The organism is Streptomyces sp. NBC_00887, from assembly GCF_045207585.1.
In genome coordinates this window covers 5048124-5073372 of the sequence record NZ_CP108788.1, presented here as the reverse complement: position 1 = coordinate 5073372, position 25249 = coordinate 5048124, and the positions used below count along the sequence as shown (strand labels likewise).

Annotated in this window: 20 protein-coding genes; 14 read left to right on the top strand and 6 right to left on the bottom strand. The window is 71.6% G+C overall.

Going from position 1 to position 25249, the window contains the following annotated elements; translation table 11 throughout:
• Positions 1-76: 76 nt before the first annotated feature.
• A complete protein-coding gene (locus OG844_RS23000; protein WP_406392746.1) occupies positions 77-1696 on the bottom strand; it encodes a DUF5691 domain-containing protein in 1620 nt (539 codons plus the stop codon).
• A gap of 42 nt (positions 1697-1738) precedes the next feature.
• On the bottom strand, positions 1739-3139 hold the full coding sequence (locus tag OG844_RS22995) for an SWIM zinc finger family protein (RefSeq protein WP_406392745.1): 1401 nt from the start codon (positions 3137-3139) through the stop codon (positions 1739-1741).
• Between the two features lie 137 nt (positions 3140-3276).
• Here OG844_RS22995 and OG844_RS22990 point away from each other — a divergent pair, with 137 nt between their 5' ends.
• The 6 genes from OG844_RS22990 to sucD all read left to right on the top strand — a co-directional run bounded on the left by OG844_RS22990 (position 3277) and on the right by sucD (position 11055).
• Positions 3277-3735 carry an MmpS family transport accessory protein gene (locus tag OG844_RS22990; protein WP_406392743.1) on the top strand — a complete coding sequence of 153 codons (459 nt, stop codon included), beginning with the start codon at positions 3277-3279 and terminating at the stop codon, positions 3733-3735.
• A 153-nt stretch (positions 3736-3888) separates the two neighbouring features.
• Positions 3889-5013: an AAA family ATPase gene (locus tag OG844_RS22985; RefSeq protein ID WP_406392741.1), complete on the top strand. Its 1125-nt coding sequence runs from the start codon at positions 3889-3891 to the stop codon at positions 5011-5013.
• Positions 5010-7406, top strand: a complete 2397-nt coding sequence (locus OG844_RS22980; RefSeq protein ID WP_406392740.1) for a DUF5682 family protein — start codon at positions 5010-5012, stop codon at positions 7404-7406. Before OG844_RS22985 ends, OG844_RS22980 begins: the two co-directional genes overlap by 4 nt.
• A gap of 38 nt (positions 7407-7444) precedes the next feature.
• Positions 7445-8617: a VWA domain-containing protein gene (locus OG844_RS22975; protein ID WP_406392739.1), complete on the top strand. Its 1173-nt coding sequence runs from the start codon at positions 7445-7447 to the stop codon at positions 8615-8617.
• A gap of 350 nt (positions 8618-8967) precedes the next feature.
• Entirely contained in the window at positions 8968-10149 is a 1182-nt protein-coding gene (gene sucC / locus OG844_RS22970) for an ADP-forming succinate--CoA ligase subunit beta (protein WP_351175202.1), read from the top strand.
• Between the two features lie 21 nt (positions 10150-10170).
• Positions 10171-11055, top strand: a complete 885-nt coding sequence (gene sucD / locus OG844_RS22965; RefSeq protein ID WP_329208168.1) for a succinate--CoA ligase subunit alpha — start codon at positions 10171-10173, stop codon at positions 11053-11055.
• A gap of 107 nt (positions 11056-11162) precedes the next feature.
• Here sucD and OG844_RS22960 read toward each other — a convergent pair whose 3' ends face one another.
• On the bottom strand, positions 11163-12350 hold the full coding sequence (locus tag OG844_RS22960; RefSeq protein WP_406392736.1) for a helix-turn-helix domain-containing protein: 1188 nt from the start codon (positions 12348-12350) through the stop codon (positions 11163-11165).
• Between the two features lie 125 nt (positions 12351-12475).
• Here OG844_RS22960 and OG844_RS22955 point away from each other — a divergent pair, with 125 nt between their 5' ends.
• Positions 12476-14131, top strand: coding sequence for a DUF6350 family protein (locus OG844_RS22955; protein ID WP_406392735.1), 1656 nt, complete (start codon positions 12476-12478; stop codon positions 14129-14131).
• Between the two features lie 19 nt (positions 14132-14150).
• Here OG844_RS22955 and OG844_RS22950 read toward each other — a convergent pair whose 3' ends face one another.
• Positions 14151-15113, bottom strand: coding sequence for a hypothetical protein (locus tag OG844_RS22950; protein WP_406392733.1), 963 nt, complete (start codon positions 15111-15113; stop codon positions 14151-14153).
• Positions 15114-15350: 237 nt separating this feature from the next.
• On the opposite strand from OG844_RS22950, the gene purN reads away from it, so the two are divergent.
• The 3 genes from purN (at position 15351) to OG844_RS22935 (ending at position 19204) form a co-directional block, all read left to right on the top strand.
• Positions 15351-16007: a phosphoribosylglycinamide formyltransferase gene (gene purN, locus OG844_RS22945; RefSeq protein ID WP_406392732.1), complete on the top strand. Its 657-nt coding sequence runs from the start codon at positions 15351-15353 to the stop codon at positions 16005-16007.
• Positions 15994-17547 carry a bifunctional phosphoribosylaminoimidazolecarboxamide formyltransferase/IMP cyclohydrolase gene (gene purH / locus OG844_RS22940; RefSeq protein ID WP_406392731.1) on the top strand — a complete coding sequence of 518 codons (1554 nt, stop codon included), beginning with the start codon at positions 15994-15996 and terminating at the stop codon, positions 17545-17547. The genes purN and purH overlap by 14 nt, the downstream gene beginning before the upstream one ends.
• A gap of 175 nt (positions 17548-17722) precedes the next feature.
• A complete protein-coding gene (locus tag OG844_RS22935; RefSeq protein ID WP_406392729.1) occupies positions 17723-19204 on the top strand; it encodes a DUF2079 domain-containing protein in 1482 nt (493 codons plus the stop codon).
• A gap of 101 nt (positions 19205-19305) precedes the next feature.
• Here the strand turns inward: OG844_RS22935 and OG844_RS22930 are convergent, their stop codons facing one another.
• Positions 19306-19917, bottom strand: a complete 612-nt coding sequence (locus tag OG844_RS22930; protein WP_406392728.1) for a hypothetical protein — start codon at positions 19915-19917, stop codon at positions 19306-19308.
• A gap of 237 nt (positions 19918-20154) precedes the next feature.
• On the opposite strand from OG844_RS22930, the gene OG844_RS22925 reads away from it, so the two are divergent.
• From OG844_RS22925 to OG844_RS22910, 4 genes are all read left to right on the top strand, one after another.
• A complete protein-coding gene (locus OG844_RS22925) occupies positions 20155-21033 on the top strand; it encodes a bifunctional methylenetetrahydrofolate dehydrogenase/methenyltetrahydrofolate cyclohydrolase (RefSeq protein WP_329208154.1) in 879 nt (292 codons plus the stop codon).
• Between the two features lie 20 nt (positions 21034-21053).
• The gene (locus OG844_RS22920; RefSeq protein ID WP_406392727.1) at positions 21054-21695 is read left to right on the top strand and encodes a DUF3017 domain-containing protein; all 642 of its coding nucleotides are present in this window, start codon (positions 21054-21056) and stop codon (positions 21693-21695) included.
• Positions 21696-22125: 430 nt separating this feature from the next.
• Positions 22126-23250: an XRE family transcriptional regulator gene (locus OG844_RS22915; protein WP_406392726.1), complete on the top strand. Its 1125-nt coding sequence runs from the start codon at positions 22126-22128 to the stop codon at positions 23248-23250.
• Positions 23251-23433: 183 nt separating this feature from the next.
• Positions 23434-24423, top strand: a complete 990-nt coding sequence (locus OG844_RS22910) for a malate dehydrogenase (protein WP_406392725.1) — start codon at positions 23434-23436, stop codon at positions 24421-24423.
• 88 nt (positions 24424-24511) lie between these two features.
• Here OG844_RS22910 and OG844_RS22905 read toward each other — a convergent pair whose 3' ends face one another.
• On the bottom strand, positions 24512-25249 hold the full coding sequence (locus OG844_RS22905) for an isocitrate lyase/phosphoenolpyruvate mutase family protein (protein WP_406392724.1): 738 nt from the start codon (positions 25247-25249) through the stop codon (positions 24512-24514).

Here is a 25249-nt window from a genome sequence, read left to right as displayed (position 1 = left end):
TCCCGGCCGGGCCGTGCTGCGGCACGGCCCGGCGTCCGGTACTCAGTTCGTCAGGCGCTGTCCTGCGCTCGGTCCGTCAGGCTGCCTGCGCCAGTTCCGCGTCCATGTCCGCGCGCAGACGCAGGGTGGAGACGAGCCTCCGGAACGCCTCCGACCAGTAGCCACCCGCACCGGGCGAAGCACCTTCCGGCTCGTCCGGCGTGGTGGTGAGCACCTCGAGCCGGTCCGCCTCGGCAGGGTCGAGACAGCGCTCGGCCAGACCCATGACCCCGCTGAAGCTCCATGGGTAGCTGCCGGCGTCCCGGGCGATGTCCAGCGCGTCGACCACCGAGCGGCCGAGCGGCTCGGCCCAGGGGACCGCACAGACGCCCAGCAGCTGGAACGCCTCCGACAGGCCGTGCGCCGCGATGAAGCCGGCCACCCAGTCCGCCCGCTCGGCCGCGGGCAATATGGCGAGCAGCTTCGAACGCTCGGCCAGAGAAGCCGTTCCGGGACCGCTCGCCGGAGGAGTCGAGGGGGTACCCAGCAGGGCGCGCGCCCATTCCGGATCCCGCTGTCGTACGGCCGCCCGGCACCAGGCCGCGTGCAGTTCCGCGCCCCAGTCGTCGGCGACGGGCAGGGCGACGACCTCCTGGGCCGTACGTCCGCCGAACCTCTCCCGCCAGACGGCGAGCGGAGTCGCCTCCACCAACTGCCCGAGCCACCAGGAACGTTCGCCCCGGCCGGACGGGGGTACCGGTGCCACGCCGTCGCGCTGCATGGACGCGTCGCACTCGTGCGGGGCTTCCACGGCGATGGCCTCTTCGCCGCCCGTACGGTCCGGGTTCACGCAGGAGGTGGCGCGGGTCGCCATCCTCAGGGCGAGTGCCGAATCCGGCAGAGCCGACAGCAGCTCGGCAGCGGTGGAGCGGACATTGCGGCTGCGGTCGGACAGGGCATCCTCCAGGAACGCCTCGTCGTCGGCCGAGAGACCGGTGCGCAGGGAGTCGAGGAACATCAGCCGGTCCTCGGCACGCTCCGTGGACCACGTCGTTTCGAGCAGGGCACGGGCCGCGGCGGGGTCCTGCGCCCGTACGGCTCCGAGCAGCGCGACCCGCTCCGCGAACAGGCCTTCCTCCCAGAGCCGGCCCACCGCCTCCTGGTTGTCGGTGGCCGGCAGGCGCGAGCGGTTCGTGGACGCCCGTAGTGCGAATTTCCACTCCGGATTCAGAGCCGCCAGCCAGAGCCCGCGCGGCCCCGCGAACGCCAGCGCGTGCGGCCGCAGATCCGTGCGAGCCCGGGCCGCGTCCAGCAGTGCGGGCAGCAGCTCCGCAGGGGCGCGGAATCCGCGGGCACCCGCGGAGGCAAGCCACTGGGGGATCAGCTCGGTGAGATCGGGGGCCGTCCCCCGGCGCCCGCTGCCGGAGGGCGCGGAACGGTCGGCGAGCAGCTGGGCGAGCCGGCGCCGAGCCGCCGCCGGAAGCGGCGGGCGGGGATCGGGGGGCGCCGCTTCCGGCACGGCGGCCCCGGTGGCCGGCAGCAGCGCCGCACGGCGCCGCACCGTGTGGAGCGCCGCGGCGTCCAGCAGTGCGGCAGGACCGTCCGACGGCCCGCTTCCCGTGGGCGGCGGGCGCCGGTCGGTGCCGAGCAGCGCCGAGGTGACGAGCTCCTCCCAAGGGGCGTTCACCGGCGCGCCGGTCGTTGTCGTCGTGGACATTCGGTCTCCTCCGATTGTCGGGTGAGCAGTGCTTCCGGTGCGTCAGACGAGCGCCACGGTCGCTCCCGCGCTGTCGTCGGAGGCTTCCGCGCACCAGGCGGCCAGCGGGTCGAAACCGCGGTGGCCGCACTCCCCGAACACCGTCACGGGACCGCCTCCGGAGAGCGCGACGAGCTTCCACAGGCCCGGCCGCGACAGCCCGGACGGGGCGATCGGCAGCGCGGATCCGTCTGCTGCGCCGACCAGTTGCCAGCCGTCCCCGGACGGCACCGGTATGACGTCGCGCAGGGTGACCGGCCACGAATCCAGCCAGGGGTCGTCCAGCAGGGCCCGCCCGTACGCGGTCACGGCATCTCCCGTGGTACCGCCGGGTGGCGGGGATGCCGTGGCGGCGGGTGCGCCGAACTGCGGCCCCAGCTCGCCCCGTAGCCGCCCGCCACCCGGATACGGCGTGACTTCGGCGTCGATCGTCACGCCCACCGGCAGTGCCTGTCCGGGGGAGCGTCCCGCTGCCCCGAAGGAGAGCAGCAGGGCGGTGCGCCCCGACTCCTCCCCGTGCAGCCAGATGCGGCGGGTGACGATCTTGCCGTCCTGAGTGTCGTACTGGGCGAGCACCAGCCACCGGTCGCGGACCGCCGGTCCCTCGGCCGGGGAAGTCAGCCCCACCCTCGTACGGACCGTCGCCGCCAGTGGCTCGGGCAGCCGGTCCAGCCCGAGCCACGCCGTGTCCAGCAGATGCAGCAGTGCGCACTCCTCGAGCAGGCGCACGGGCCAGCCGGGGCCCGATGCCGGGATCGCGCCCAATTCCCTTACACGCCCGGCGAGCCCAGGGGCCTGCGCGTCGACCATGCGCGCCGCGGTCTCCTCCCACAGCGCGTATCCCGACCGGTCGGCCGCCGCGAGGCCCCCGCGCAACAGGTCGGTGAGACGCTGCTCGAGCTCCTGCGCGCCCCCCGTGATCCGCTCGGCCCGACGGTCGGCCCGCCGTCTGGCCGCCTCCGGATCGGCGAGACCCGCGGACGGACCCTCGCCCGCGGCCTGTACCACGGCCCGCTCGCCCGCCCGCTTGCGCCGGCCCTCCAGCCACTCCCCGGCCCACTCGGGAGCCTCGCCCTCCTTCAGCGCCGATGCGTCGGAAGCCCAGAGCAGCAGCAGCCCCAACGCGTGCTTGCACGGGAACTTCCGGCTCGGACAACTGCACTTGTACGCAGGGCCCGTGGTGTCTATCACCGTGCGGTACGGCTTGCTGCCGCTTCCCTTGCACAGCCCCCACACCGCCCCCGTACCGCCGTGGCCCGCCTCGGACCATGGACCGGCCGTGCCGAGCCTGTTCCCCGCCTTGCGCGACGCGTCGTCAGGAGCCAGGGCCAGTACCTGCTCCACCGTCCAGCGCACCACCGGATCGGTGGCGCCTGAGGGTTCTCCCCCGTGAGATAGCAGCATGGGAACGACGGTAGGCCGCCCCACTGACAATCGGCCCTGACCTGCGATTCCTATTGTTCCGAGGGCACTTGACCCCGTGCCCTCCGTGCGCTTCTCTGCGAATGAGGGCGTCGGCCTACCAACTCGGGGGATTCCGCATGAACCGCATCGTTCGCTCCGCTCACCTCAGACGCGCCCGTATCGCTCGAGCCGTCGTGTGCGCCGCCGTTGCCGGGGGTCTCGCGTTCGGCCTGGGCGCGTGTTCCGCATCCGTGGACAGGTCGGTCGGCGAGGCGGTCGACGAGGCCGTGGACGAGACCTACGAGGTGACCTACGAGGTCACCGGCACCACCGTCGACGAGATCCAGTTCCACGGCGGCGGGGGCAGAGCCATGGAACCGAAGGTCGAGACCGTCAAGTCGCCCACGCTGCCGTGGAAGAAGACGGTCACGCTGCGGGGCATCATGCCGTCCGCCGTCATGCCGATCGCCCTGGACGAGGGTGCGGCCGACGTCACCTGCACGATCACGCACAAGGGCCAGGTCATCGAGGAGGCGAAGGGCGAGGCGCTCCTGACGGGCGGCGGCTGCGTCGCTGTCTCGCCGGTCACCGGCTGACGTTCCCCGCCTCCGTCCGCGGGACCGGCAACCGGCAGCCGACCACCTGCAATCGGCCCCGGCCTCGGCGCCGGAGCCGGGGTCGGGGCCGATTGTCAGTGGCATGGTGCACGGTGGAAACCACATCGGGTCGAACGATCTGGAGGGGGATCCATGACCGTGTCCGCACGTACCGCTGTCGCCGCCGCAGAGGCAGGCGGCGAGGCCCTGAGGCCGCACGCCGAGGACGCCTTCGCCGACGAGCTCAAGGCTCTCGCCGCTGCCGACGACCGTCCCAGGCCGGTTCGTTGGCGCCTGTCGCCGTGGGCCGTCGCCACCTACCTGCTCGGCGGGACGCTCCCGGACGGGACACTGATCACACCGAAGTACGTGGGCCCCCGGCGACTCGTCGAAGTCGCCGTGACCACGCTCGCCACCGACCGTGCCCTGCTCCTCCTGGGTGTGCCGGGCACCGCCAAGACATGGGTGTCCGAGCACCTCGCCGCGGCGGTCAGCGGAGACTCGACGCTGCTCGTCCAGGGCACGGCGGGGACACCGGAGGAAGCCGTTCGCTACGGCTGGAACTACGCGCAGCTGCTCGCGCACGGTCCCAGCCGCGACGCACTGGTGCCGAGCCCGGTCATGCGGGCCATGTCCGACGGGATGACCGCCCGGGTGGAGGAGCTGACCCGCATCCCCGCCGATGTGCAGGACGCGCTGATCACGATCCTGTCGGAGAAGACACTTCCCGTTCCCGAGCTGGGACAGGAGGTCCAGGCCGTCCGAGGGTTCAACCTCATCGCCACGGCCAACGACCGCGACCGCGGAGTCAACGAGCTGTCCAGCGCCCTGCGCCGCCGGTTCAACACCGTCGTACTGCCCCTGCCCGCGACACCCGATGCCGAAGTGGACATCGTCTCCCGGCGCGTCGACCAGATCGGGCGCTCGCTCGACCTGCCCGCGGCCCCCGACGGCATGGCCGAGATCAGGCGCGTCGTCATGGTCTTCCGGGAGCTGCGTGACGGCGTCACCACGGACGGCCGCACCAAGCTCAAGTCCCCGTCGGGGACGCTGTCCACGGCCGAGGCCATCTCCGTCGTCACCAACGGACTCGCGCTCGCCGCCCACTTCGGCGACGGTGTGCTGCGGCCCGGCGACGTCGCGGCCGGCATCCTCGGCGCGGTCGTCAGGGACCCCGCAGCGGACCGTGTGGTCTGGCAGGAGTACCTGGAGACCGTGGTCCGGGAGCGGGACGGCTGGAAGGACTTCTACCGCGCCTGCCGCGAGGTCTCCGTATGACGGCCGCCCTCCGCCCCGCTGTGCGCGAACGCGCGGGCGGCCCGCTGCTGCTGGGGGTTCGTCATCACGGGCCCGGATCCGCAAGAGCGGTGCGGGCTGCCCTGGACCACGTACAGCCGCGTGCCGTGCTCATCGAAGGGCCGCCCGAGGCTGACGCGCTGCTGCCGCTCGCCGCCGACGAGCAGATGCGGCCGCCCGTCGCGCTGCTCGCCCATGCCGTGGACGACCCGGGGCGAGCCGCGTTCTGGCCGCTGGCCGAGTTCTCACCCGAATGGGTCGCGATCCGGTGGGCGCTCGCGCACGAGGTCCCGGTGCGCTTCGTGGACCTGCCCGCCGCGCATTCCCTGGCCATGACGGAACAGAACGAGCGGGCGGAACAGAACGAGCGGGCGGAACAGGGCGAGCGGGCGGAGAGCCGGCCGGTCGATGCCCAGGTCATCGATCCGATCGGTGTCCTCGCCCGGACCGCCGGCTACGACGACCCGGAGCGCTGGTGGGAGGACGTCGTCGAACACCGTGCCACCGGGGATGTCCCGGAAGACCCGCGGGCACCTTTCGAGGCGCTCGCGGAGGCGATGACGGCGCTGCGCGAGGCGTACGGGGACGGAGGGCATCCCCGGGACGCCGTCCGGGAGGCGTACATGCGCATTCAGCTGCGCGCCGCCCGCAAGGAGTTCGGCGACGACGTCGCCGTCGTCTGCGGTGCCTGGCATGTCCCCGCCCTGGCCGCGAGGACGACGGTCGCCGCCGACAGAGCGCTCCTCAAGGGGATTCCCAAGGTCAGAACCGAACTGACCTGGGTGCCGTGGACCCACCGCAGACTCGCCCGGCACAGCGGATACGGCGCGGGGATCGACTCCCCCGGTTGGTACGGGCACATGTTCGGCGTGCCCGACCGGCCCATCGAGCGATGGATGACGAAGGTGGCCGGACTCCTGCGCGACGAGGACAGGTTCGTCTCCTCCGCCCATGTCATCGAGGCCGTCCGGCTCGCCGGGGCGCTGGCCGCGATGCGGGGCCGCCCGCTCGCCGGACTGGCCGAGGCCACCGACGCGGTCCGGGCGGTCATGTGCGAGGGGTCCGACGTGCCGCTCGCCCTCGTGCACGACCGGCTGGTCGTCGGGGAGACCCTCGGCGAGGTACCGGACAGTGCTCCCGCCGTGCCCCTGCAGCGAGACCTGACCCGCCTGCAGCGCACCCTCCGCCTCAAACCGGAGGCGCAGGAGCGGGAGCTGGAGCTCGACCTGCGCAAGGAGAACGACTCGGCCCGCAGCAGACTGCTGCACCGGCTGGGACTCCTCGGAGTCGGCTGGGGCGATGCCACGGCGGGCCGGGGGAGTACGGGGACGTTCCGGGAGAGCTGGCGGCTGCGCTGGGAGCCGGAGTTGTTCGTACGGATCGCGGAAGCCGGGGTGTGGGGCACCACGGTGCTCTCCGCCGCGACCGCCCGAACCGAGTCGGACGCCGTCTCAACGACCACGCTCGCCGACGTGACCGCGCTCGCCGAACGGTGCCTGCTGGCGGACCTCCCTGATGCGCTGCCCGTCGTGATGAGGGCCCTTGCCGACCGTGCTGCTCTCGACGCGGACGTGGGCCACCTCGCCGACGCGCTGCCGGCCCTGGCCCGCTCCCTGCGGTACGGGGACGTGCGGTCAACGGACACGGCCGCACTGGGAGAGGTCGCGGTCGGTCTCGCCGAGCGGATCTGCGTGGGTCTGCCGCCCGCGTGCACCGGTCTCGACGCGGACGGCGCGGCGCAGCTGCACCGCCAGGTCGACGGTGTGCACACGGCGATCGGCCTGCTCGCCGGAGGAGCCGTGTCCGCCCGGGGGCTGCGGGAGCGCTGGGCAGGAGTTCTGCACAGGCTGTCCGCCAGGGACACGGTCGCGGGCGTGATCCGCGGCCGTTCGACGCGCCTGCTGCTCGATGACGGGCGGCTCGCCGAGGACGACGCGGCCCGGCTGATGGGGCTGGCCCTGTCGCCCGGGACACCACCGGCCGACGCCGCCGCATGGATCGAGGGCTTCGTCGGCGGGGCGGCGGGCGGCGGCATGCTGCTCGTCCACGACGAGCGGCTCCTCGGACTCGTGGACGCCTGGCTGACCGGCGTGCCGGCGGAGATGTTCACGGACGTACTGCCCCTGCTGCGCCGTACGTTCTCGGTCTACGACCCCGGTGTGCGGCGCACCCTGGGCGAGCTCGTCCGCCGGGGCCCGGACCCCGGGAGGGCGCACGGCGGTGCGGAGACCGCCGCCCCGGGCTTCGGCGCCGGACTCGACGCGCAGCGCGCGGACGCGGTCGTTCCTGTCCTCCGGTTGCTGCTCGGAACCGACCTTGACCCCGGAAACGGAGCCCGCCCCGGAGCGGGAGCGGAACGGGCGGCGGCCGGATGACCACGGACACAGCGAGGACCGGAGAAGGGGAGAGGGCGATGACTGCAGCTCCGGACGACGGGGAGCGGCTGCGCCGCTGGCGCATGGTGCTCGGCGCGGACAGCGCCGAGAGCACGGGGTGCACGCTCGCCGGTCGCGATGTCGCGATGGACGGTGCGCTGACCGCGCTGTACGGCGGTGGGAAGAAGCCGGGCGGCCGGGGCGGCAACGAGCGGTCCGGGGGGCTCGGGGCGTCCGCCCCCTCCGTCGCCCGCTGGCTCGGCGACATCCGCACCTACTTCCCGAGCTCCGTCGTCCAGATCATGCAGCGCGACGCGATCGACCGCCTCGGACTGTCCGCCCTGCTCCTGGAGCCGGAGATGCTGGAGGCCGTCGAGCCGGACGTCCACCTCGTCGGCACGCTGCTCTCGCTCAGCAAGGCCATGCCCGAGACGACGAAGGAGACGGCACGCGCGGTCGTCCGCAAGGTCGTCGAGGATCTGGAGAGGCGGCTGGCCACCCGTACGAGAGCGACGCTCACCGGGGCGCTGGACCGTTCGGCGCGGATCAGCAGGCCGCGGCACCGGGACATCGACTGGGACCGCACCATCCGGGCCAACCTCAAGAACTATCTGCCGGAACACCGCACGATCGTTCCCGAGCGCCTCATCGGATACGGGCGGGCGGCGCAGTCGGTGAAGAAGGACGTCATCCTCTGCATCGACCAGTCGGGGTCCATGGCGGCATCGGTCGTCCACGCCTCGGTCTTCGGAGCGGTGCTCGCTTCCATGCGCACGCTGGCGACCCGGCTCGTCGTGTTCGACACGGCCGTCGTCGACCTCACCGACCAGCTCGACGACCCCGTCGACGTCCTGTTCGGCGTACAGCTCGGCGGAGGTACGGACATCAACCGGGCGCTCGCCTACTGCCAGTCGAAGATCACCCGCCCCGCCGACACCGTCGTCGTGCTCATCAGTGATCTCTACGAGGGCGGAATCCGCGACGAGATGATCAAGCGGGTCGCCGCGATGAAGGCTTCCGGCGTGCAGTTCGTGACACTCCTCGCGCTCTCGGACGAGGGCGCACCCGCCTATGACCGGGACCACGCGGCCGCGCTGGGGGCCCTCGGCGCACCGGCCTTCGCCTGCACACCGGACCTCTTTCCGGAGGTCATGGCCGCCGCCATCGAGAAACGTCCCCTGCCGATACCGGACAGCGAGGTCCCGGCCTGAGGGCTGCCGGGCGGACCGTCGGGCTCCGGAGCGATCCGTCACCGCTCCGGAGTACCCGGCTCACCGGACCCGGATCCCCGCTCACCGGTCGGGTGGTGCCCTCGAACCCGGGCGGACATGCCGTTTTGTCCCTCGCACCCCGGCCACCAGCGCGCTCTGTGACTGTAATCACCGCTCAGGTGTGATCTGCGATTTAGGGTCCTGCGGAGCGCGGGGATAACCTGCCGGATGGACATGCCGCGTACCCGGACACCGTGTACGCCTCCCTAGTGACCGCGCAGTCACGTTGCCCCTCGCGGCACGCCCACGCAGAAAACCAACCGCGAGACCACTAAAAGGGACGGACGCGCGTGGACCTGTTCGAGTACCAGGCGAGGGACCTCTTCGCCAAGCACGGTGTACCGGTGCTGGCCGGTGAAGTCATCGACACGCCTGAGGCAGCCCGCGAGGCGACCGAGCGGCTGGGCGGCAAGTCAGTCGTCAAGGCGCAGGTGAAGGTCGGCGGCCGCGGCAAGGCCGGTGGCGTCAAGCTGGCTGCCAACCCCGACGAGGCGGTCGCCCGTGCGACCGACATCCTCGGCATGGACATCAAGGGCCACACGGTCCACAACGTGATGATCGCCGAGCTGTCCCCGGAGATCGAGGCGGAGTACTACGTCTCGTACCTCCTCGACCGCACCAACCGCACCTTCCTGGCCATGGCCTCGGTGCAGGGCGGCATGGACATCGAGGAGGTCGCGGAGAAGACCCCCGAGGCCCTCGCGAAGGTCCCGGTCAACGCCGTGGACGGCGTCGACATCGTCAAGGCCCGCGAGATCGTGGCCCAGGCGAAGTTCCCGGCCGACGTGGCCGAGGGTGTCGCCGAGGCCATGGTGACCCTGTGGGACACCTTCGTAGCCGAGGACGCCCTCCTCGTCGAGGTCAACCCGCTGGTGAAGACCAAGGACGGCCGGATCCTGGCCCTGGACGGCAAGGTGTCTCTCGACGAGAACGCCGACTTCCGTCAGCCCGGCCACGAGGCCCTCGAGGACAAGGCCGCGGCCAACCCCCTCGAGGCCGCCGCCAAGGCCAAGAACCTCAACTACGTCAAGCTCGAGGGCGAGGTCGGCATCATCGGTAACGGTGCCGGTCTGGTCATGTCGACGCTGGACGTCGTCGCGTACGCCGGTGAGAACCACGGCAACGTGAAGCCCGCCAACTTCCTCGACATCGGTGGCGGCGCCTCCGCAGAGGTCATGGCGAACGGCCTGGAGATCATCCTCGGCGACCCGGACGTCAAGTCCGTCTTCGTCAACGTCTTCGGTGGCATCACCGCGTGCGACGAGGTCGCCAACGGCATCGTCCAGGCGCTTGAGCTGCTCAAGTCCAAGGGCGAAGCGGTCACCAAGCCGCTCGTCGTGCGCCTCGACGGCAACAACGCGGAGCTGGGTCGCAAGATCCTCTCCGACGCCAACCACCCGCTCGTGCAGCGCGTGGACACCATGGACGGCGCGGCCGACAAGGCCGCCGAGCTCGCCGCGGCTGCGAAGTAAGGGACGAGGGACTCCAACACCATGGCTATCTTCCTCACCAAGGACAGCAAGGTCATCGTCCAGGGGATGACCGGCGCCACGGGCATGAAGCACACCAAGCTCATGCTGGCCGACGGCACCAACATCGTCGGTGGCGTGAACCCGCGCAAGGCCGGTACCTCCGTCGACTTCGACGGCACCGAGGTACCCGTCTTCGGGTCCGTCGCCGAGGCGATCGAGAAGACCGGCGCCGACGTGTCGGTTCTCTTCGTGCCGCCGGCCTTCGCGAAGGCCGCTGTCGTCGAGGCGATCGACGCCGAGATTCCGCTGGCCGTCGTGATCACCGAGGGCATCGCTGTCCACGACTCCGCCGCCTTCTGGGCGTACGCCGGTTCGAAGGGCAACAAGACCCGGATCATCGGCCCGAACTGCCCCGGCCTGATCACCCCCGGTCAGTCCAACGCCGGCATCATCCCGGGAGACATCACCAAGCCCGGCCGCATCGGTCTCGTGTCCAAGTCGGGCACGCTGACCTACCAGATGATGTACGAGCTCCGTGACATCGGCTTCTCGTCCGCCGTCGGCATCGGTGGCGACCCGGTCATCGGTACGACGCACATCGACGCCCTCGCGGCGTTCGAGGCCGACCCCGAGACCGACCTCATCGTGATGATCGGCGAGATCGGCGGCGACGCCGAGGAGCGTGCGGCCGACTACATCGCGAAGAACGTCACGAAGCCGGTCGTCGGTTACGTCGCGGGCTTCACCGCCCCCGAGGGCAAGACCATGGGCCACGCAGGCGCCATCGTCTCCGGCTCCTCCGGCACCGCCGCCGCCAAGAAGGAGGCCCTCGAGGCCGCCGGCGTGAAGGTCGGCAAGACGCCGACCGAGACCGCCAAGCTGGCGCGCGAGATCCTCGGCGGCTGATTGCGCGCCGCGGCGGCCTGCCCGCCGAGGCACCGCGTCGCCGCAGCAACGGCTCGGGCCCGCACTCCTCCTGCGAGGGGTGCGGGCCCGAGCCGTTGCCGTACCGGTCAGGGGATCCGCGGCACCAGGCGTTCCGGGCCATGTGCGAACTCGCCGCGCAGGGCCTTCTGCAGCTTCAGATTCTGCGGGGTCAGTTTCTCCGGGCCGCCGCGCGGGGGCACGCCGCCGACCCGCTCCGCCGGCGCGATCGGCTGCTCGTACTGCGTGGGAGCGGTCTTCAGGGTGAAAGCCGTCGTGCCGATGAGCAGCACGGCGAAGCAGATCGCCGCCCGGGTCCAGAGTTCGGCCTTGCGTTCGCTGCCCCTGCGGACGGTCCGGGCCGGTGGTGGTGCGGGCACGTGTTCGGTGAGGGCGAGCGAGCCGAGCCGCTCCTGGAGCAGCGCGGACTGCTCACCGGGGGACACGGGATCCGCGAGTTCGGGCAGCCGCTCGGCGATGGCGGCCCGTGCGTTCAGCAGCCGGCTCGCCGCGGCCGGGGTGCTCGCCTCGGTCTCGGCGGCCGTGTCCGGAAGGTCCAGGCCCACACCGTCGTAGAGCAGCAGGGTGCGCCGGTGCGCGGGCGGCATGCCGAGCAGCGCGTCGAGCAGCCCGCGCCGCCCCGGATCCTCGGGCGGCGCGTCGGGGTGGCGGTGGGCGCGGCGCAGCCGGTGCCAGGGCGACATCGCGTACTCGTGCGCCGCCGCGCGGACCCAGCCGCCCGGGTCGCGGTCCCTGGCGACCTCGGGCCAGCGCTGCCACGCGAGCTGGAAGGCGTGTTCGACGGCCTCCTGGGACAGGTTCCGGCGGCCGGTCAGCAGGTACGCCTGGTGGACGAGGCCGGTCGCGATGCGTGTGTACAGGGCGTCGAACGCTTCTTCGGCGGACGTGAGCCCCGACGGGGCCGGTGCCGCGGGTGTGGAGGAAGGGGCAGGAGGTGCCTCGGTGCCTGGGGTGGTTCCGGTGCCGGGCTCGGTCGGGGACATCGTGGTGCTCCCGGTGGCTTCGACGGTGGGGGGCGGCGATTCCTGCGGCCCCGTGCGGGTGTCTTCGGAGCCGATCAGCCTGGAGTACGCCGTGCGCTTACGGCCTCGTGGGCTGGTGCGCCCTGTCTCCCAGGCGCGGACGGTGGCGGCCGTGACGCCCACGGCCGCCGCGACCTGCTCCTCACTCAGTGCCCTTGCCTCGCGCAGCCGTCGGCGCTCCTTGGGGGAGGGCAACGGTGCGGCGGTGACCGGACCGGTGGTGCTCCGTGTCATGTCCGGCCCCCGTCGACACTGCACTGGGTGAAAAAGTACATAAACGTATATTGGGCGACACAGCGGCCATTCGCCCGTTACACGGAATAAGCGCGTGTCGTTGGGAGCATGGCCGGGTGACCCAAGTGACCGAGCGCAGCCCGATGTTGCCTGCCGAGCGGAGCAGGTCGACCGCACTGGCCTCCGCCTTTGTACGCGGGGCGATCGCGGCGGGGCTCGGGCTCGGCTCGCTGTCCGTCCTGGTCATGGTGTTGTGGATCAGCTCCCCCTACCCCGACAGCGGCCCGGGTGAGGCCCTCCACGCGGCGACCGGGCTGTGGCTCCTCGCCCACGGCGCCGAGCTCATCAGGACCGACACCCTGAGCGGCAACCCGGCCCCCGTGGCGACCGTCCCGCTGCTCCTCGTCGTGCTTCCGGTGTGGCTGGTGCACCGGGCCGCGCGGGATTCCGCGGAACCGGAGGAGGGTTCGGCGGTGAGGCATTCGGCCGTCGGCGCGTTCTTCGCGGTGACCGCCGGATATCTGCTGGTGGCCCTGGCCGCGGCCGCGTACGCACGGGGTGGCGGGCTGCCTGCCGAGCGGACCTCTCTCGCCTTCCCGCTCACCGCGGTGGTGGCCGGAGCGGCTGGGGCCGGGGTCTGGGCGGCGTGCGGGCGCCCGTTGGGTCCGCTGATGGTCTGGGCGCCGCTGAGGCTGCAGGAGGCTGTCGCCAGGTCCCGGTTCCGGTCCGGAACGCAGACAGTCCTCCGGTCGGCGGCGGCCGGTGTGGCGGTGCTGCTCGGCGGGGGCGCCCTGGTGGTCGCCGTGGCGCTGCTGTGGCACGGGGGAGCGGCCCGGGAGTCCTACCTCGCGCTGTCGGGCCACCGGGCGGACCGGGTCGCCGTCCTGCTGCTGGCGCTGGCACTCGTACCGAATGCGGCGATGTGGGGTGCGGCGTACGGCCTCGGGCCGGGCTTCGCCCTCGGTACGGATGCCACGGCCACCCCGCTCGCCTTCGCCGGGCATCCGGCGCTGCCCGACTTCCCCCTGCTGGCCGCCGTGCCGTCCCCGGGGCCGGGAACGGCCGCGAACTGGGCGGCGGTCGCGGTGCCCGTCGCCGCCGGGCTCGCGGTCGCCCGCTTCACGGCGCGGGGGGCGGCTCCCGATGACGGGGTGCGGGAGGAGGCCTGGGGCCCGCGGGACACGGCATTCGCGGCGGTCCTGGGGGCTGTCGGATGCGGAGCGGGTGCGGCGGTGCTGGCCGCGGCGTCGGGCGGGCCGATGGGCACCGGGGCGCTGGCGGAGTTCGGGCCCGTGTGGTGGCTGGTGGGGTCGGCCGCGCTGGTGTGGACGGCCGTGATCGGCGTACCGGTGGCGCTGCTGCTCAGGTTCTGGCGGCTGCGGGAACACCCCTGGGGGTGGCGGCGTGATCCGGCGGAGCGTGCGGACGGGGAGACGAAGGAGCGGGCCGACGGGAAAGAGGACCGGGCTGACGGGAAAGAAAACCGGGCCGACGGGAAAGGGGAAGGCGAGGCGACGGGGAGGAGCGGTGGCGAGGGCGAGGCGGAAGCCCGGCTCCCGGACTCGGAGCCGTACGAATTCCTGTCGGCCGACCCGTGGCACGAGGACGGTGCCAGGAAGGCGCGCTGGGCCTCGCTCCGGAAGAGTTCCGGCGGGCTGATGGCGGACTTCCCCGCCGTTCCCGGTGGTGACAGCCCCCCGGTGAAGAGTGGCGGAACGCCGGCCGGCCGGGTTCCGGATGCCCAGGGGCACCCGGAACCCGGCCGGGGGACTGCTTCGTAGCGGGCCGCTTCCCCGGGCGTTACTTCTTCACGCCGAAGAAGGGCTCCAGCGGCTCGGGCAGCAGATCATTGCAGGCCAGGGCGCCGGACTTGGTGAGGGCGTCGTTCACGCAGGTGTAGTAGTCGCGGTAGACCAGCTGCACCGTGAACGACGTGGCAACGATCAGCAGGGCGAGCAGCGCGGTGACCAGACCGCTGACAGCCGCAGTGGTCTGCTGCCTGCCGCTGTTCTGCGGCGCACCCGCGGGCGGTGCCACCGGAGGAGCGCCGGGCGGGGTGGCTGCGGGGGCACGGTCCGGGGCCGCATCACCGGTCGCGGCGGGCGCGGCGCTCTGTGCCGGGGTCTTCCGTGGCCCTGCGCGCAGGGCGCTGACCGACCAGTACACAGCGAGTGCGCCGAGGAGCAGCGCGATCTCGGGGAAGTCGAAGAGGGCGAAGAAGAACGCCCACATGCCGCCCAGCACCGCGTAGCGGGCGCGGCGCTGCGCGGGGTCGGTCGGGTCCCAGCGCAGTCCGCCGGGGTTGCCCTCGGGGCCTCCACCCTGGCCGCCCTGGCCGCCCTGCCCGCCGGTCCCGCCGGGACGGCTGCCGAAGCCGCCGTTCTGCCGGCCCGGCTGCTGGTCGCTCCACTGGCTGCCCCAGACGGGGCGGTCGTCGGACGGGCCCTCGCCGTTGCCGCCGCTGCCGTTGCCTCCCGCGCCGTGGGACGGGTGGCGCGGCTGCCAGGGCTGGTCGGGCCGGTCCTCGGGAGGGGCGGCGAACGGATTGTCGTCGGAAGGGGTCGAGGCGCCGGGCGCTGACGAGGAGCCCGGCGCCGACGGGGAATCCGGTGCGCCGGAGGAGCCTGTCGCGGAGGAGTCCGGCGACGCGGAGGAGTCCGGAGACGCGGAGGAGTCCGGCGATGAGGACCGGCGTTCCCGCATCAGCGTGAAGGTCCGCTCGGGCAGCGGGTGGCCAAAGGCGGTGCGGAGGCGGTCCGGCATGTGGTGAACGTCTTCCCCATCTCGTCATTTCCGCCCTGAGGACGGTTCCCTGTCCCCTGACGCTACCTCCCGGCCACGCCCCCGTCCCGTGGGGGCCGCTGGGTGTGCCGGTATCGTTGCTGACGGTCGGCCCGTTCGTAGAGTTCCCCGTATCGGGGGACGAGATTCTTTCGTACGACCATACAAACGCATTCCAGTACACCGCACCTGCCTTACCACGCGAGAAAGGGCCCTGCTGTGGCCTCCCCGCCCCCTTCCGCCGCTCCGGCCCGTCTGGTTGTCCTGGTCTCCGGCTCGGGTACGAACCTCCAAGCCCTGCTCGACGCCATCGGTGACGACCCCGAGGGCTACGGCGCCCGGATCGTCGCGGTCGGCGCGGACCGCTACGGCACCCTCGGCCTCGAACGCGCCGAGCGTGCCGGGCTGGCCACGTTCGTGTGCAAGGTCGGCGAGTACGCGACCCGCGAGGAGTGGGACGTCGCCCTGACCGACGCCGTCGCGGAGCACCGCCCGGACCTCGTCGTGTCCGCGGGGTTCATGAAGATCGTGGGCAAGGGCTTCCTCGCCGGGTTCGGCGGCCGGTTCATCAACACCCACCCCGCCCTGCTCCCCAGCTTTCCCGGTGCCCACGGGGTGCGCGACGCGCTCGCGTACGGCGTGAAGGTCACCGGGTGCACCGTCCACTTCGTCGACGACGGCGTCGACACCGGTCCGATCATCGCGCAGGGCGTGGTCGAGGTGACCGAAGAGGACACCCCGGAGGGCGAAGCGGCCCTCCACGAACGCATCAAGGAAGTCGAGCGCAAGCTGCTCGTCGAGGCCGTAGGGCGGCTCGCCCGCGACGGCTATCGCATTGAGGGACGAAAGGTTCATCTCGGTCATGTCGGTGAATAAGCCCATCCGCCGCGCTCTGGTCAGTGTCTACGACAAGACGGGGCTCGAGGACCTCGCCCGCGGTCTGCACGAGTCGGGTGTCGAGCTGGTCTCCACCGGCTCCACCGCCGGGAAGATCGCTGCTGCCGGGGTGCCGGTCACCAAGGTCGAGGAGCTCACCGGCTTCCCCGAGTGCCTCGACGGCCGGGTCAAGACGCTGCACCCCCGGGTGCACGCCGGCATCCTCGCGGACCTGCGTCTGGACGCCCACCGTGAGCAGCTCGCCGAGCTCGGCGTGGAGCCGTTCGACCTCGTGGTCGTCAACCTGTACCCGTTCAAGGAGACCGTCGCGTCCGGCGCGTCCGACGACGAGTGCGTGGAGCAGATCGACATCGGCGGCCCCTCGATGGTCCGCGCCGCCGCCAAGAACCACCCGTCCGTGGCGGTCGTGACGAGCCCGGAGCGTTACGCCGACGTCCTGGCCGCGGTCAAGGCCGGCGGTTTCGACCTGACCGCCCGCAAGCGGCTCGCCGCCGAGGCCTTCCGGCACACCGCCTCGTACGACGTCGCCGTCGCCTCCTGGTTCGCGGCCGACTACGCGGCCTCGGACGACTCGGGCCTCCCCGAGTTCCTAGGGGACACCTTCGTACGCAAGAACGTCCTGCGCTACGGCGAGAACCCGCACCAGCCCGCCGCGCTCTACACCTCCGGCGAGGGCGGCCTCGCCGAGGCCGAGCAGCTGCACGGCAAGGAGATGTCCTACAACAACTACACGGACACCGACGCCGCACGCCGGGCCGCGTACGACCACGCCGAGCCGTGCGTCGCGATCATCAAGCACGCCAACCCGTGCGGCATCGCGATCGCGGACGACGTCGCCGAGGCGCACCGCAACGCCCACGCCTGCGACCCGCTGTCGGCCTTCGGCGGTGTCATCGCCGTCAACCGTCCGGTGACCGTGGCGCTGGCCGAGCAGGTCGCGGAGATCTTCACCGAGGTCATCGTCGCCCCGGCGTACGAGGACGGCTCGGTCGAGATCCTCGCCCGCAAGAAGAACATCCGGGTGCTGCGCTGCCCCGACGCCCTGACCTCCGCGTTCGAGGTGAAGCCCATCGACGGCGGCGCGCTGCTCCAGGTCACCGACCGGCTCCAGGCCGACGGCGACGACCCGGCCGACTGGACCCTCGCGACCGGCGAGGCCCTCTCCGCGGACGAGCTCAGGGAGCTCGCCTTCGCGTGGAAGGCCTGCCGTGCGGTCAAGTCCAACGCGATCCTGCTCGCCAAGGGCGGCGCCTCGGTCGGCGTCGGCATGGGCCAGGTCAACCGCGTCGACTCCGCCAAGCTCGCCGTCGAGCGGGCCGGCGAGGAGCGGGCGCGCGGTGCGTACGCCGCGTCGGACGCCTTCTTCCCCTTCCCCGACGGCCTGGAGATCCTCACTGCCGCCGGGATCAGGGCCGTGGCCCAGCCGGGCGGCTCGGTCCGCGACGAACTGGTGATCGAGGCAGCGAAGAAGGCCGGCGTGACCATGTACTTCACGGGCACGCGCCACTTCTTCCACTGATGTTGACCCCGCAGTGATCCGGTACAGGCCGCACCCGCTCCGGGTGCGGCCTGTACCGCGTACCGACGTACGGAGATCAGTCGTCCCTCTGTTCTAATGAATGGCCTTGTCGGTCCGTAAGGGCTGGACCGGTACGACCGGCAGAGACCAGCGAGGGAATCCGTGCGGGGGCATCGTGCTTGACCTGAACCAGAGCGACACGGACGCGCCCGGCGACCGGGAGCAGCCGGAAACGGCCCCCGAGCGGTCCGGCGGTCCGTCGAGCCCCGTGCCGCTGCGTCCCTATCTGATCGTGGCCGCACTCCTGTGCGCGCTCTACTTCCTTTACGCGTACCTGCGGTACAGCCACTTCCAGTCGCCCTCCTGGGACCTGGGGATCTTCGAACAGGAGGTGCGCGCGTACGCCGGGCTGAACGCCCCGGTCGTCGACATCAAGGGCCCCGGCTATCTGATACTCGGCGACCACTTCAGCCCCGTGGTGGCGCTCCTCGTCCCCCTGTACTGGATCTGGCCTTCCGCCCTATCGCTGCTGTTCGCCCAGTCCGCCCTGTTCGCCGCCTCCGCGGTCATCGTCGGACGCACCGTCCAACAGCTCCTGGGCGGCCGTTCCGGTCTCTGCGCCACCGTCGCGTACGGGCTCTCCTGGGGCCTCCAGGAGGCGGTGAAGGCCGACTTCCACGAAATAGCGTTCGCCGTACCGCTGATCGCCCTCATCTGCCGCGCGCTGCTCCTGCAGCGCTGGACGGCCGCAGTCCTCTGGGCGTTGCCCCTGGTCCTGGTCAAGGAGGACCTCGGGATCACCGTCGCGGTCGTCGGAGCCCTCCTCGCCCTCTACGGGCGACGGCTCCAGGGCATGCTGCTGGCGGCCTTCGGAGTGTTCGCGTTCGCGCTGACCGTGCTCGTCCTCATACCGGCGGCCAGCAGTGCGGGCACGTACGACTACTGGAAGAAGATCGACAAGAACGGTGAGCAGGAGGTCTCCCTGCTCGACTCCGTCCTCGGCGTCCTCGACTCCTCCGTCAAGGTGGAGATGCTGATCTTCCTGGTCGGCATCACCGCGTTCATGGCGCTGCGCTCACCCCTGATCCTGCTCGTCCTGCCCACGCTCGGCTGGCGGCTGCTGTCCCAGGACTCCAACCACTGGGGCATGGTCTGGCACTACAGCGCGATCCTCATGCCGGTCGTCTTCCTGGCGATGGCCGACGGCATCCGCCGAAGCCGCGCCTCGAATCGGCCCTGGCTCCTCGCGTACGCGAACGTCGCCGTGCCCGTGGCCGCGGCGATCGCCGTGACCCTCACCCAGCACCTGCCCCTGCGTGACCTGCTGCGCCCGGAGTTCTACCGCTCCGAAGCGCGCGTCGAGGCGGCCGAGGAGGCACTGGACGCCATCCCCGAGGGCGCGCGCGTGGAGACGGACATCACTCTGATGGCGCACCTGACCGGTGACCGCACGGTCTACTGGGTCGGCGGCGCCCCCGGCACCGCTCCCGACATCGTGGCGATCAACCTGGACTTCGGCTGGTCGACGCCGATCGACGACCCGGTGAAGTACGCCCAGCAGCTCCATCCCGAGGCGCGCTACCGGATCAAGCACCGGTCGGGGTCCTTCGTCGTGATGGAGCGGACCAGTCCGGCGCCGTCCGGTTTCCGTTCCTGAGCACAGCCACGGTCCCGGAGAACGCCGAAGGCCGCAGGCCCCGCGGAACGCGGGAGCTGCGGCCTTGCCGGTGGAACTGCACTCCACCCGGTGGATCAGGATCAGTACTGCGGCTGCTGCTGACGGTTGAACCAGCTGCCACCGTCGGACTTCGCCACGAAGACGACGACGAGGACGGCCAGAACGGTGTGGACGAGGCCGACCACGATGAACGGGTAGATGCCGAGGATCGCGGTGATCACACCGAAGACCATCGCGGTGATGCGGATGCCGTTGCCACCGCTGCCGAACTTCACGGCGAGGAACACGGCGAGGACGCCCCACAGCACCGCGAAGGCGACGATGCCCCACAGGGCGTTGCCCGAGTAGTCCGCGAGCTCCTGGAACTGGACGTCCTCCTGCAGTGAGGCGTCGTTCTTGGCGGCGTTCACGGCCGCGGCGGCGATCGCGAAGATGATCGCGCCGATCAGCTGCAGGCCGGCGATCACGTAGAGCATGACCCGCGCGGACTTCACGCCACCGGGCATCTCCGTGGGCATACCGGGGAAGCCGCCGTAGCCGGCCTGGACGGGCGGGGCCTGCGGGTAGCCGTAGCCCTGCTGCGGCACGCCCTGGGGGGCCTGCTGCGGGTAGCCGTAGCCCGGCTGCTGCCCGCCCGGCTGCTGCCCGCCCGGCTGCTGGCCGTAGGGGTTGTTGGGGTCGCCGAAGCTCATGGCCGAATTCCTCCGTTGCGAATGTGCGGGGACGACGCGGTCCGGGCGGAGGAACGATGCGCGATCCGAAACGGTTGGTCCCCCCGACACTGTCCGCGATACTGCGCGCCTCATCGTCGTCCTGGCATCGGCTTCCTGTCCAGTCAGCAGGCGAATGTGTTGTGCAAGTGCAACCTCGTGTCCACGGTGCAACCCAGAATTGGTATGCGGGTGGGGTCATCCGCGAGGATGGGTGTCATGACTGCCCAGATTCTCGATGGCAAGGCCACCGCAGCTGCGATCAAATCCGATCTGACCGTCCGCGTGGCGGCCCTCAAGGCGCAGGGCATCACCCCCGGCCTGGGGACCCTGCTCGTCGGGGACGACCCGGGCAGTCGGTGGTACGTCAACGGCAAGCACCGTGACTGCGCACAGGTCGGCATCGGCTCCATCCAGCGCGAACTCCCCGACACCGCCACCCAGGAGGACATCGAGGAGGTCGTACGGGAGCTCAACGCCAACCCCGAATGCACGGGCTACATCGTGCAGCTCCCCCTTCCCAAGGGCATCGACACCAACCGGGTCCTCGAGCTCATGGACCCGGCGAAGGACGCCGACGGCCTGCACCCCATGAGCCTCGGCAAGCTCGTGCTGAACGAGACCGGCCCGCTGCCCTGCACCCCGCAGGGTGTCGTCACGCTGCTCCGCAAGCACGGTGTGGAGATCAACGGTGCCCATGTGGTGGTCGTCGGACGCGGTGTCACCATCGGCCGCTCCATCCCGCTGCTGCTGACCCGCAAGTCCGAGAACGCGACCGTCACCCAGTGCCACACCGGCACGCGTGATCTCTCGGCCCACCTCAGGCAGGCCGACATCATCGTCGCCGCCGCCGGTGTGCCGCACCTCATCAAGCCCGAGGACGTGAAGCCGGGCGCGGCCGTGCTCGACGTCGGCGTCAGCAGGGACGAGAACGGCAAGATCGTCGGCGATGTGCACCCCGGTGTCGCCGAGGTCGCCGCATGGGTCGCCCCGAACCCGGGCGGCGTCGGCCCCATGACCCGCGCCCAGCTGCTGGTCAACGTGGTCGAGGCGGCCGAGCGCGCGGCGGCCGATGCCTCTGCCGTCTCCGCCGGCTGATCCGGGCCGGTAGGAGCGTCATGGGTGCTGGTACGAGTCCGGCGGACGGTAAGCACGCCGACGAGGCTGTGGAAACGGGCGAGGCGCTTGAGCCCGGCGGTCCGGACGAGGCGGTTTCGACCAAAGGTCCGGACGAGGCGGCAGTGAAGGACGGTCCGGACGAGTCCGTCGAGGCTCCGGCGGTCGGTGGGTCCGGCGAGGCACCGGCGGCAGTCGAGCCCGAGGAGGCATCCCCGGCGGATGCCGGCGGTGGCGGCTCGACCCGGGCGCCCTCGCGGCGATTCTCGCTGACCCACGACACCGCCCGCCCCGAGGGCGGCGGCCGTGCGGCGCCCGGGGACGCTCCCGCGCCCGCCCGGCAGTGGCCGCTGCTCACCGTGCTCTGCACCGCCGGTGTCGGGCTGCTGATCGTGGGGACCGACCCCTTCGCGGAAGCCTTCAGGATCGGCGCGATGCTGATGGGCATCGCCCTCCTCGCGGGGGCGGTGCTGCGCTGGGTGGTTCCTTCGGTCGGCATGCTGGCCGTGCGGTCCCGGTTCACCGACCTCGTCACCTACGGCCTGATGGGCACCCTGATCGTCCTGCTCGCGCTGATGGCGCAGCCGAAGCCGTGGTTGGACGTCCCCATCCTGGAGGACGTCGTCCACTTCACCATCCGCTAGAGGCCTGTGGTGTCCGTCCCCTCCCCCGAGAAGGGACGGACACCGGACGGGACGTCCCGGAGCAAGAAACGCCGGAATGCGGTGACTTGAGCGGCCTTGCCCCGTCCTGCCTCCAGCGTCATGGACATGAGGTGTCCGGTTCAAGGGATGGCAGTGGCCTGTGGCACGGAAGTGACCATTCCGCCACGGTGTGATCGCCGCGCAACGATGGCAGACTGAGCCGGCATACGCCACAGGCGTACGACGGAGCGTGTGGTGACGCCGAATGCACCCATGCGCCCCCCTATGAGGAACTGACACCTTGGCTTTACGCATCCTCTTGGGTAGTTCAGAAGCGGGAGACCGCCGGTTCTGAGTGGGGCGTCAGGGCTCGGTGTCACGGAGCGGGGGCGCGTCGGGCACGTTCGGGGGAATTGGATGAGGGGGAGTAATGCCTCGTTGGAAGGCACTACCGGAGGAACTCGACCCGCAGGTCAAGGAGTTCGCCAACCAGCTGCGCAGGCTGGTCGACCGGAGCGGGCTGAGCATCGCGGCGGTGGCTGACCGCACGGGCTACAGCAAGACGTCCTGGGAGCGTTATCTCAACGGCAGGCTGCTCGCGCCCAAGGGGGCGATCGTCGCGCTCGCCGAGGTGACGGGCACCAACCAGAACCACCTGACGACCATGTGGGAGCTGGCGGAGCGTGCCTGGAGCCGCTCCGAGATGCGCCACGACATGACGATGGAGGCCATACGGATCTCGCAGGCGCGTGCGGCGCTCGGCGAGTTCGGGCCGACCTCGGCCCCCGCGGCCGGCCGGAGCAGCCGGTCCGGTGGACGGGCGGGCGGGGGAGCGGGGGTCTCCACCGCGCCCGGGCCCGGGGAGGACGTGCGCGACGCGGGCCGTCCGCCGTCCGTACCGGTCCAGCGCGGAGCCGTGCCGCGGATCCCGCAGCAGCCGCGGCACGGGGCGGGACCGGACGCCGGTGCCCCGGGCGGCGTCGGCCCCGCGGACGGATTCCACGCAGCCGGTGCGGGGGCACAGCCGCCGGACCGGCGTGCGGGGCGGGGCACACAGCCCGGCGGCCGTCGCAAGCTGACGATGTTCCTCGTGGGTGTGGTGGGCGCTCTGCTGGTGATAGCCGGCGCGGTGCTGTTCACCGATCTGGGCGCGGACGACGGCGGGAAGAAGACCGCGACCCCGTCCGCCGAGCCGAGCACCACCGCGCCGGAGCTGCCGGCCGGGGTCGGGTGCACCGGCGCGGACTGCACCGGACAGGACCCGGAAGCCATGGGGTGCGGGGGCCAGTTCGCGAGCACGGTCTCCAGGGCGACGGTGGGCACCAGCCTCGTCGAGGTCCGCTACAGCAAGACCTGTGCGGCCGCGTGGGCCCGTATGACGAAGGCCGCTCCCGGAGACACCGTTCGGATCAGCGCGGGCGCGGGCGGGCAGGACGGCACGGTGGACGCGGACGCGGACGCGTACACCCCGATGGTCGCCGTGAAGAAGCCTTCGGACGCGAAGGCGTGCGCGACGCTCACCTCCGGTACGGAAGGCTGCACCACACCTGAGTAGGCATCCGGGCGGACGGACAGCTGCGGTACGTGACCGGTTGTGTGCGGTCCCACAGGGGGGTGGGCGGCCGGGACGACCGGGGTCGGATAGCCTGATCGCTGGATATCTCTTCACATCAAGATTCAGAGATATCCAGCACCAGGGGCAGGGACCCCCACCGCCAGCTGTCTAACGGAGATCGCCATGACCCGCACTCCCGTGAATGTCACCGTGACCGGCGCAGCCGGCCAGATCGGCTACGCGCTGCTCTTCCGCATCGCCTCCGGCCACCTGCTCGGCCCGGACGTGCCGGTCAACCTGCGACTCCTCGAGATCCCGCAGGGTCTGAAGGCCGCCGAGGGCACCGCGATGGAGCTCGACGACTGCGCCTTCCCGCTGCTGCGCAACATCGAGATCACGGACGACCCCAACGTCGGCTTCGCCGGCGCGAACGTCGCCCTCCTGGTCGGCGCCCGCCCGCGTACGAAGGGCATGGAGCGCGGCGACCTGCTCTCCGCCAACGGCGGCATCTTCAAGCCGCAGGGCAAGGCCATCAACGACAACGCCGCGGACGACATCAAGGTCCTCGTCGTCGGCAACCCGGCCAACACCAACGCGCTCATCGCGCAGGCCGCCGCCCCGGACGTGCCGGCCGAGCGCTTCACCGCGATGACCCGTCTGGACCACAACCGCGCGATCTCGCAGCTGGCCGCGCGGACCGGTGCCGCCGTCTCCGACATCAAGCGGCTGACGATCTGGGGCAACCACTCGGCGACCCAGTACCCGGACATCTTCCACGCGGAGATCGCCGGCAAGAACGCAGCCGAGGTCGTCAACGACGAGGCATGGCTGGCCGACACCTTCATTCCGACCGTCGCCAAGCGTGGCGCCGCGATCATCGAGGCGCGTGGCGCGTCCTCCGCCGCCTCGGCTGCCAACGCCGCCATCGACCACGTGCACACCTGGGTCAACGGCACCGCCGAGGGCGACTGGACCTCGATGGGCATCCCGTCGGACGGTTCCTACGGCGTTCCCGAGGGCATCATCTCCTCCTTCCCGGTCACCACGAAGGACGGCACGTACGAGATCGTCCAGGGCCTGGACATCAACGAGTTCTCCCGTACGCGCATCGACGCCTCGGTGAAGGAGCTCACCGAGGAGCGCGACGCGGTCCGCGAGCTCGGCCTGATCTGACCGGACTCCGGCCCCGGCCGGACCGGATCCGTACGAAGAGGCGCCCCCGGCAGCACATGCTGCCGGGGGCGCCTTCTCATGTCGCGGTTCAGCGGCCCCGCAGCCGTTCCGCGAGGTCGCGCACCGCGTCGGCGGCCCGTCGCTGCAACAGAGGGCCGAAGGTGATCCGTGCGGCGCCGAGCTCACCCAGCCGGCGGGCGTCGGACGGTCCGTCAGGTGCGCCGTTGGCGTTGAGCGGGACCGGGACGGCGGCGGCAAGACGGGGAAGGTCACCGGCCGGGGCGGCGATCGGGTAGACGCAGTCCGCGCCGGCGGTCGCGTAGAGCCGGGCACGGGCGATCGTCTCGGCGACCACGTCCGTACCGGCCGGAACACCTCTGATGTACGTGTCGACGCGGGCGTTGACGAAGAGACGGCCCTCCGCGGCGGAGCGCACCTCCGCGAGCCGGTCCGCTTGCCGCTGCGGGTCGAGGAGGATCCCGTCGGCCGAGTCCTCGAGGTTGCAGCCGACCGCACCGGTCTCCAGCAGACGTTCCACGAGTTCCGCCGGGGCCAGACCGTAACCGGACTCGATGTCCGCCGATACGGGAACGGACACGGCGCGCACGATCCGGGCCACCGCCGCGAACATCTCGGCGGCGGGTGTGTGCCCGTCCTCGTGGCCGAGCGAGGCCGCGACCCCGGCGCTCGGTGTCGCCAGCGCCGGAAAGCCTGCGTCGGCGAAGACACGGGCGCTCGAGGCGTCCCACGGACCGGGGAGGACCAGGGGGTCGCCCGGAGCGCGGTCGTGGTGCAGGGCGCGGAAGACGGACACCGGCTCGTTCAT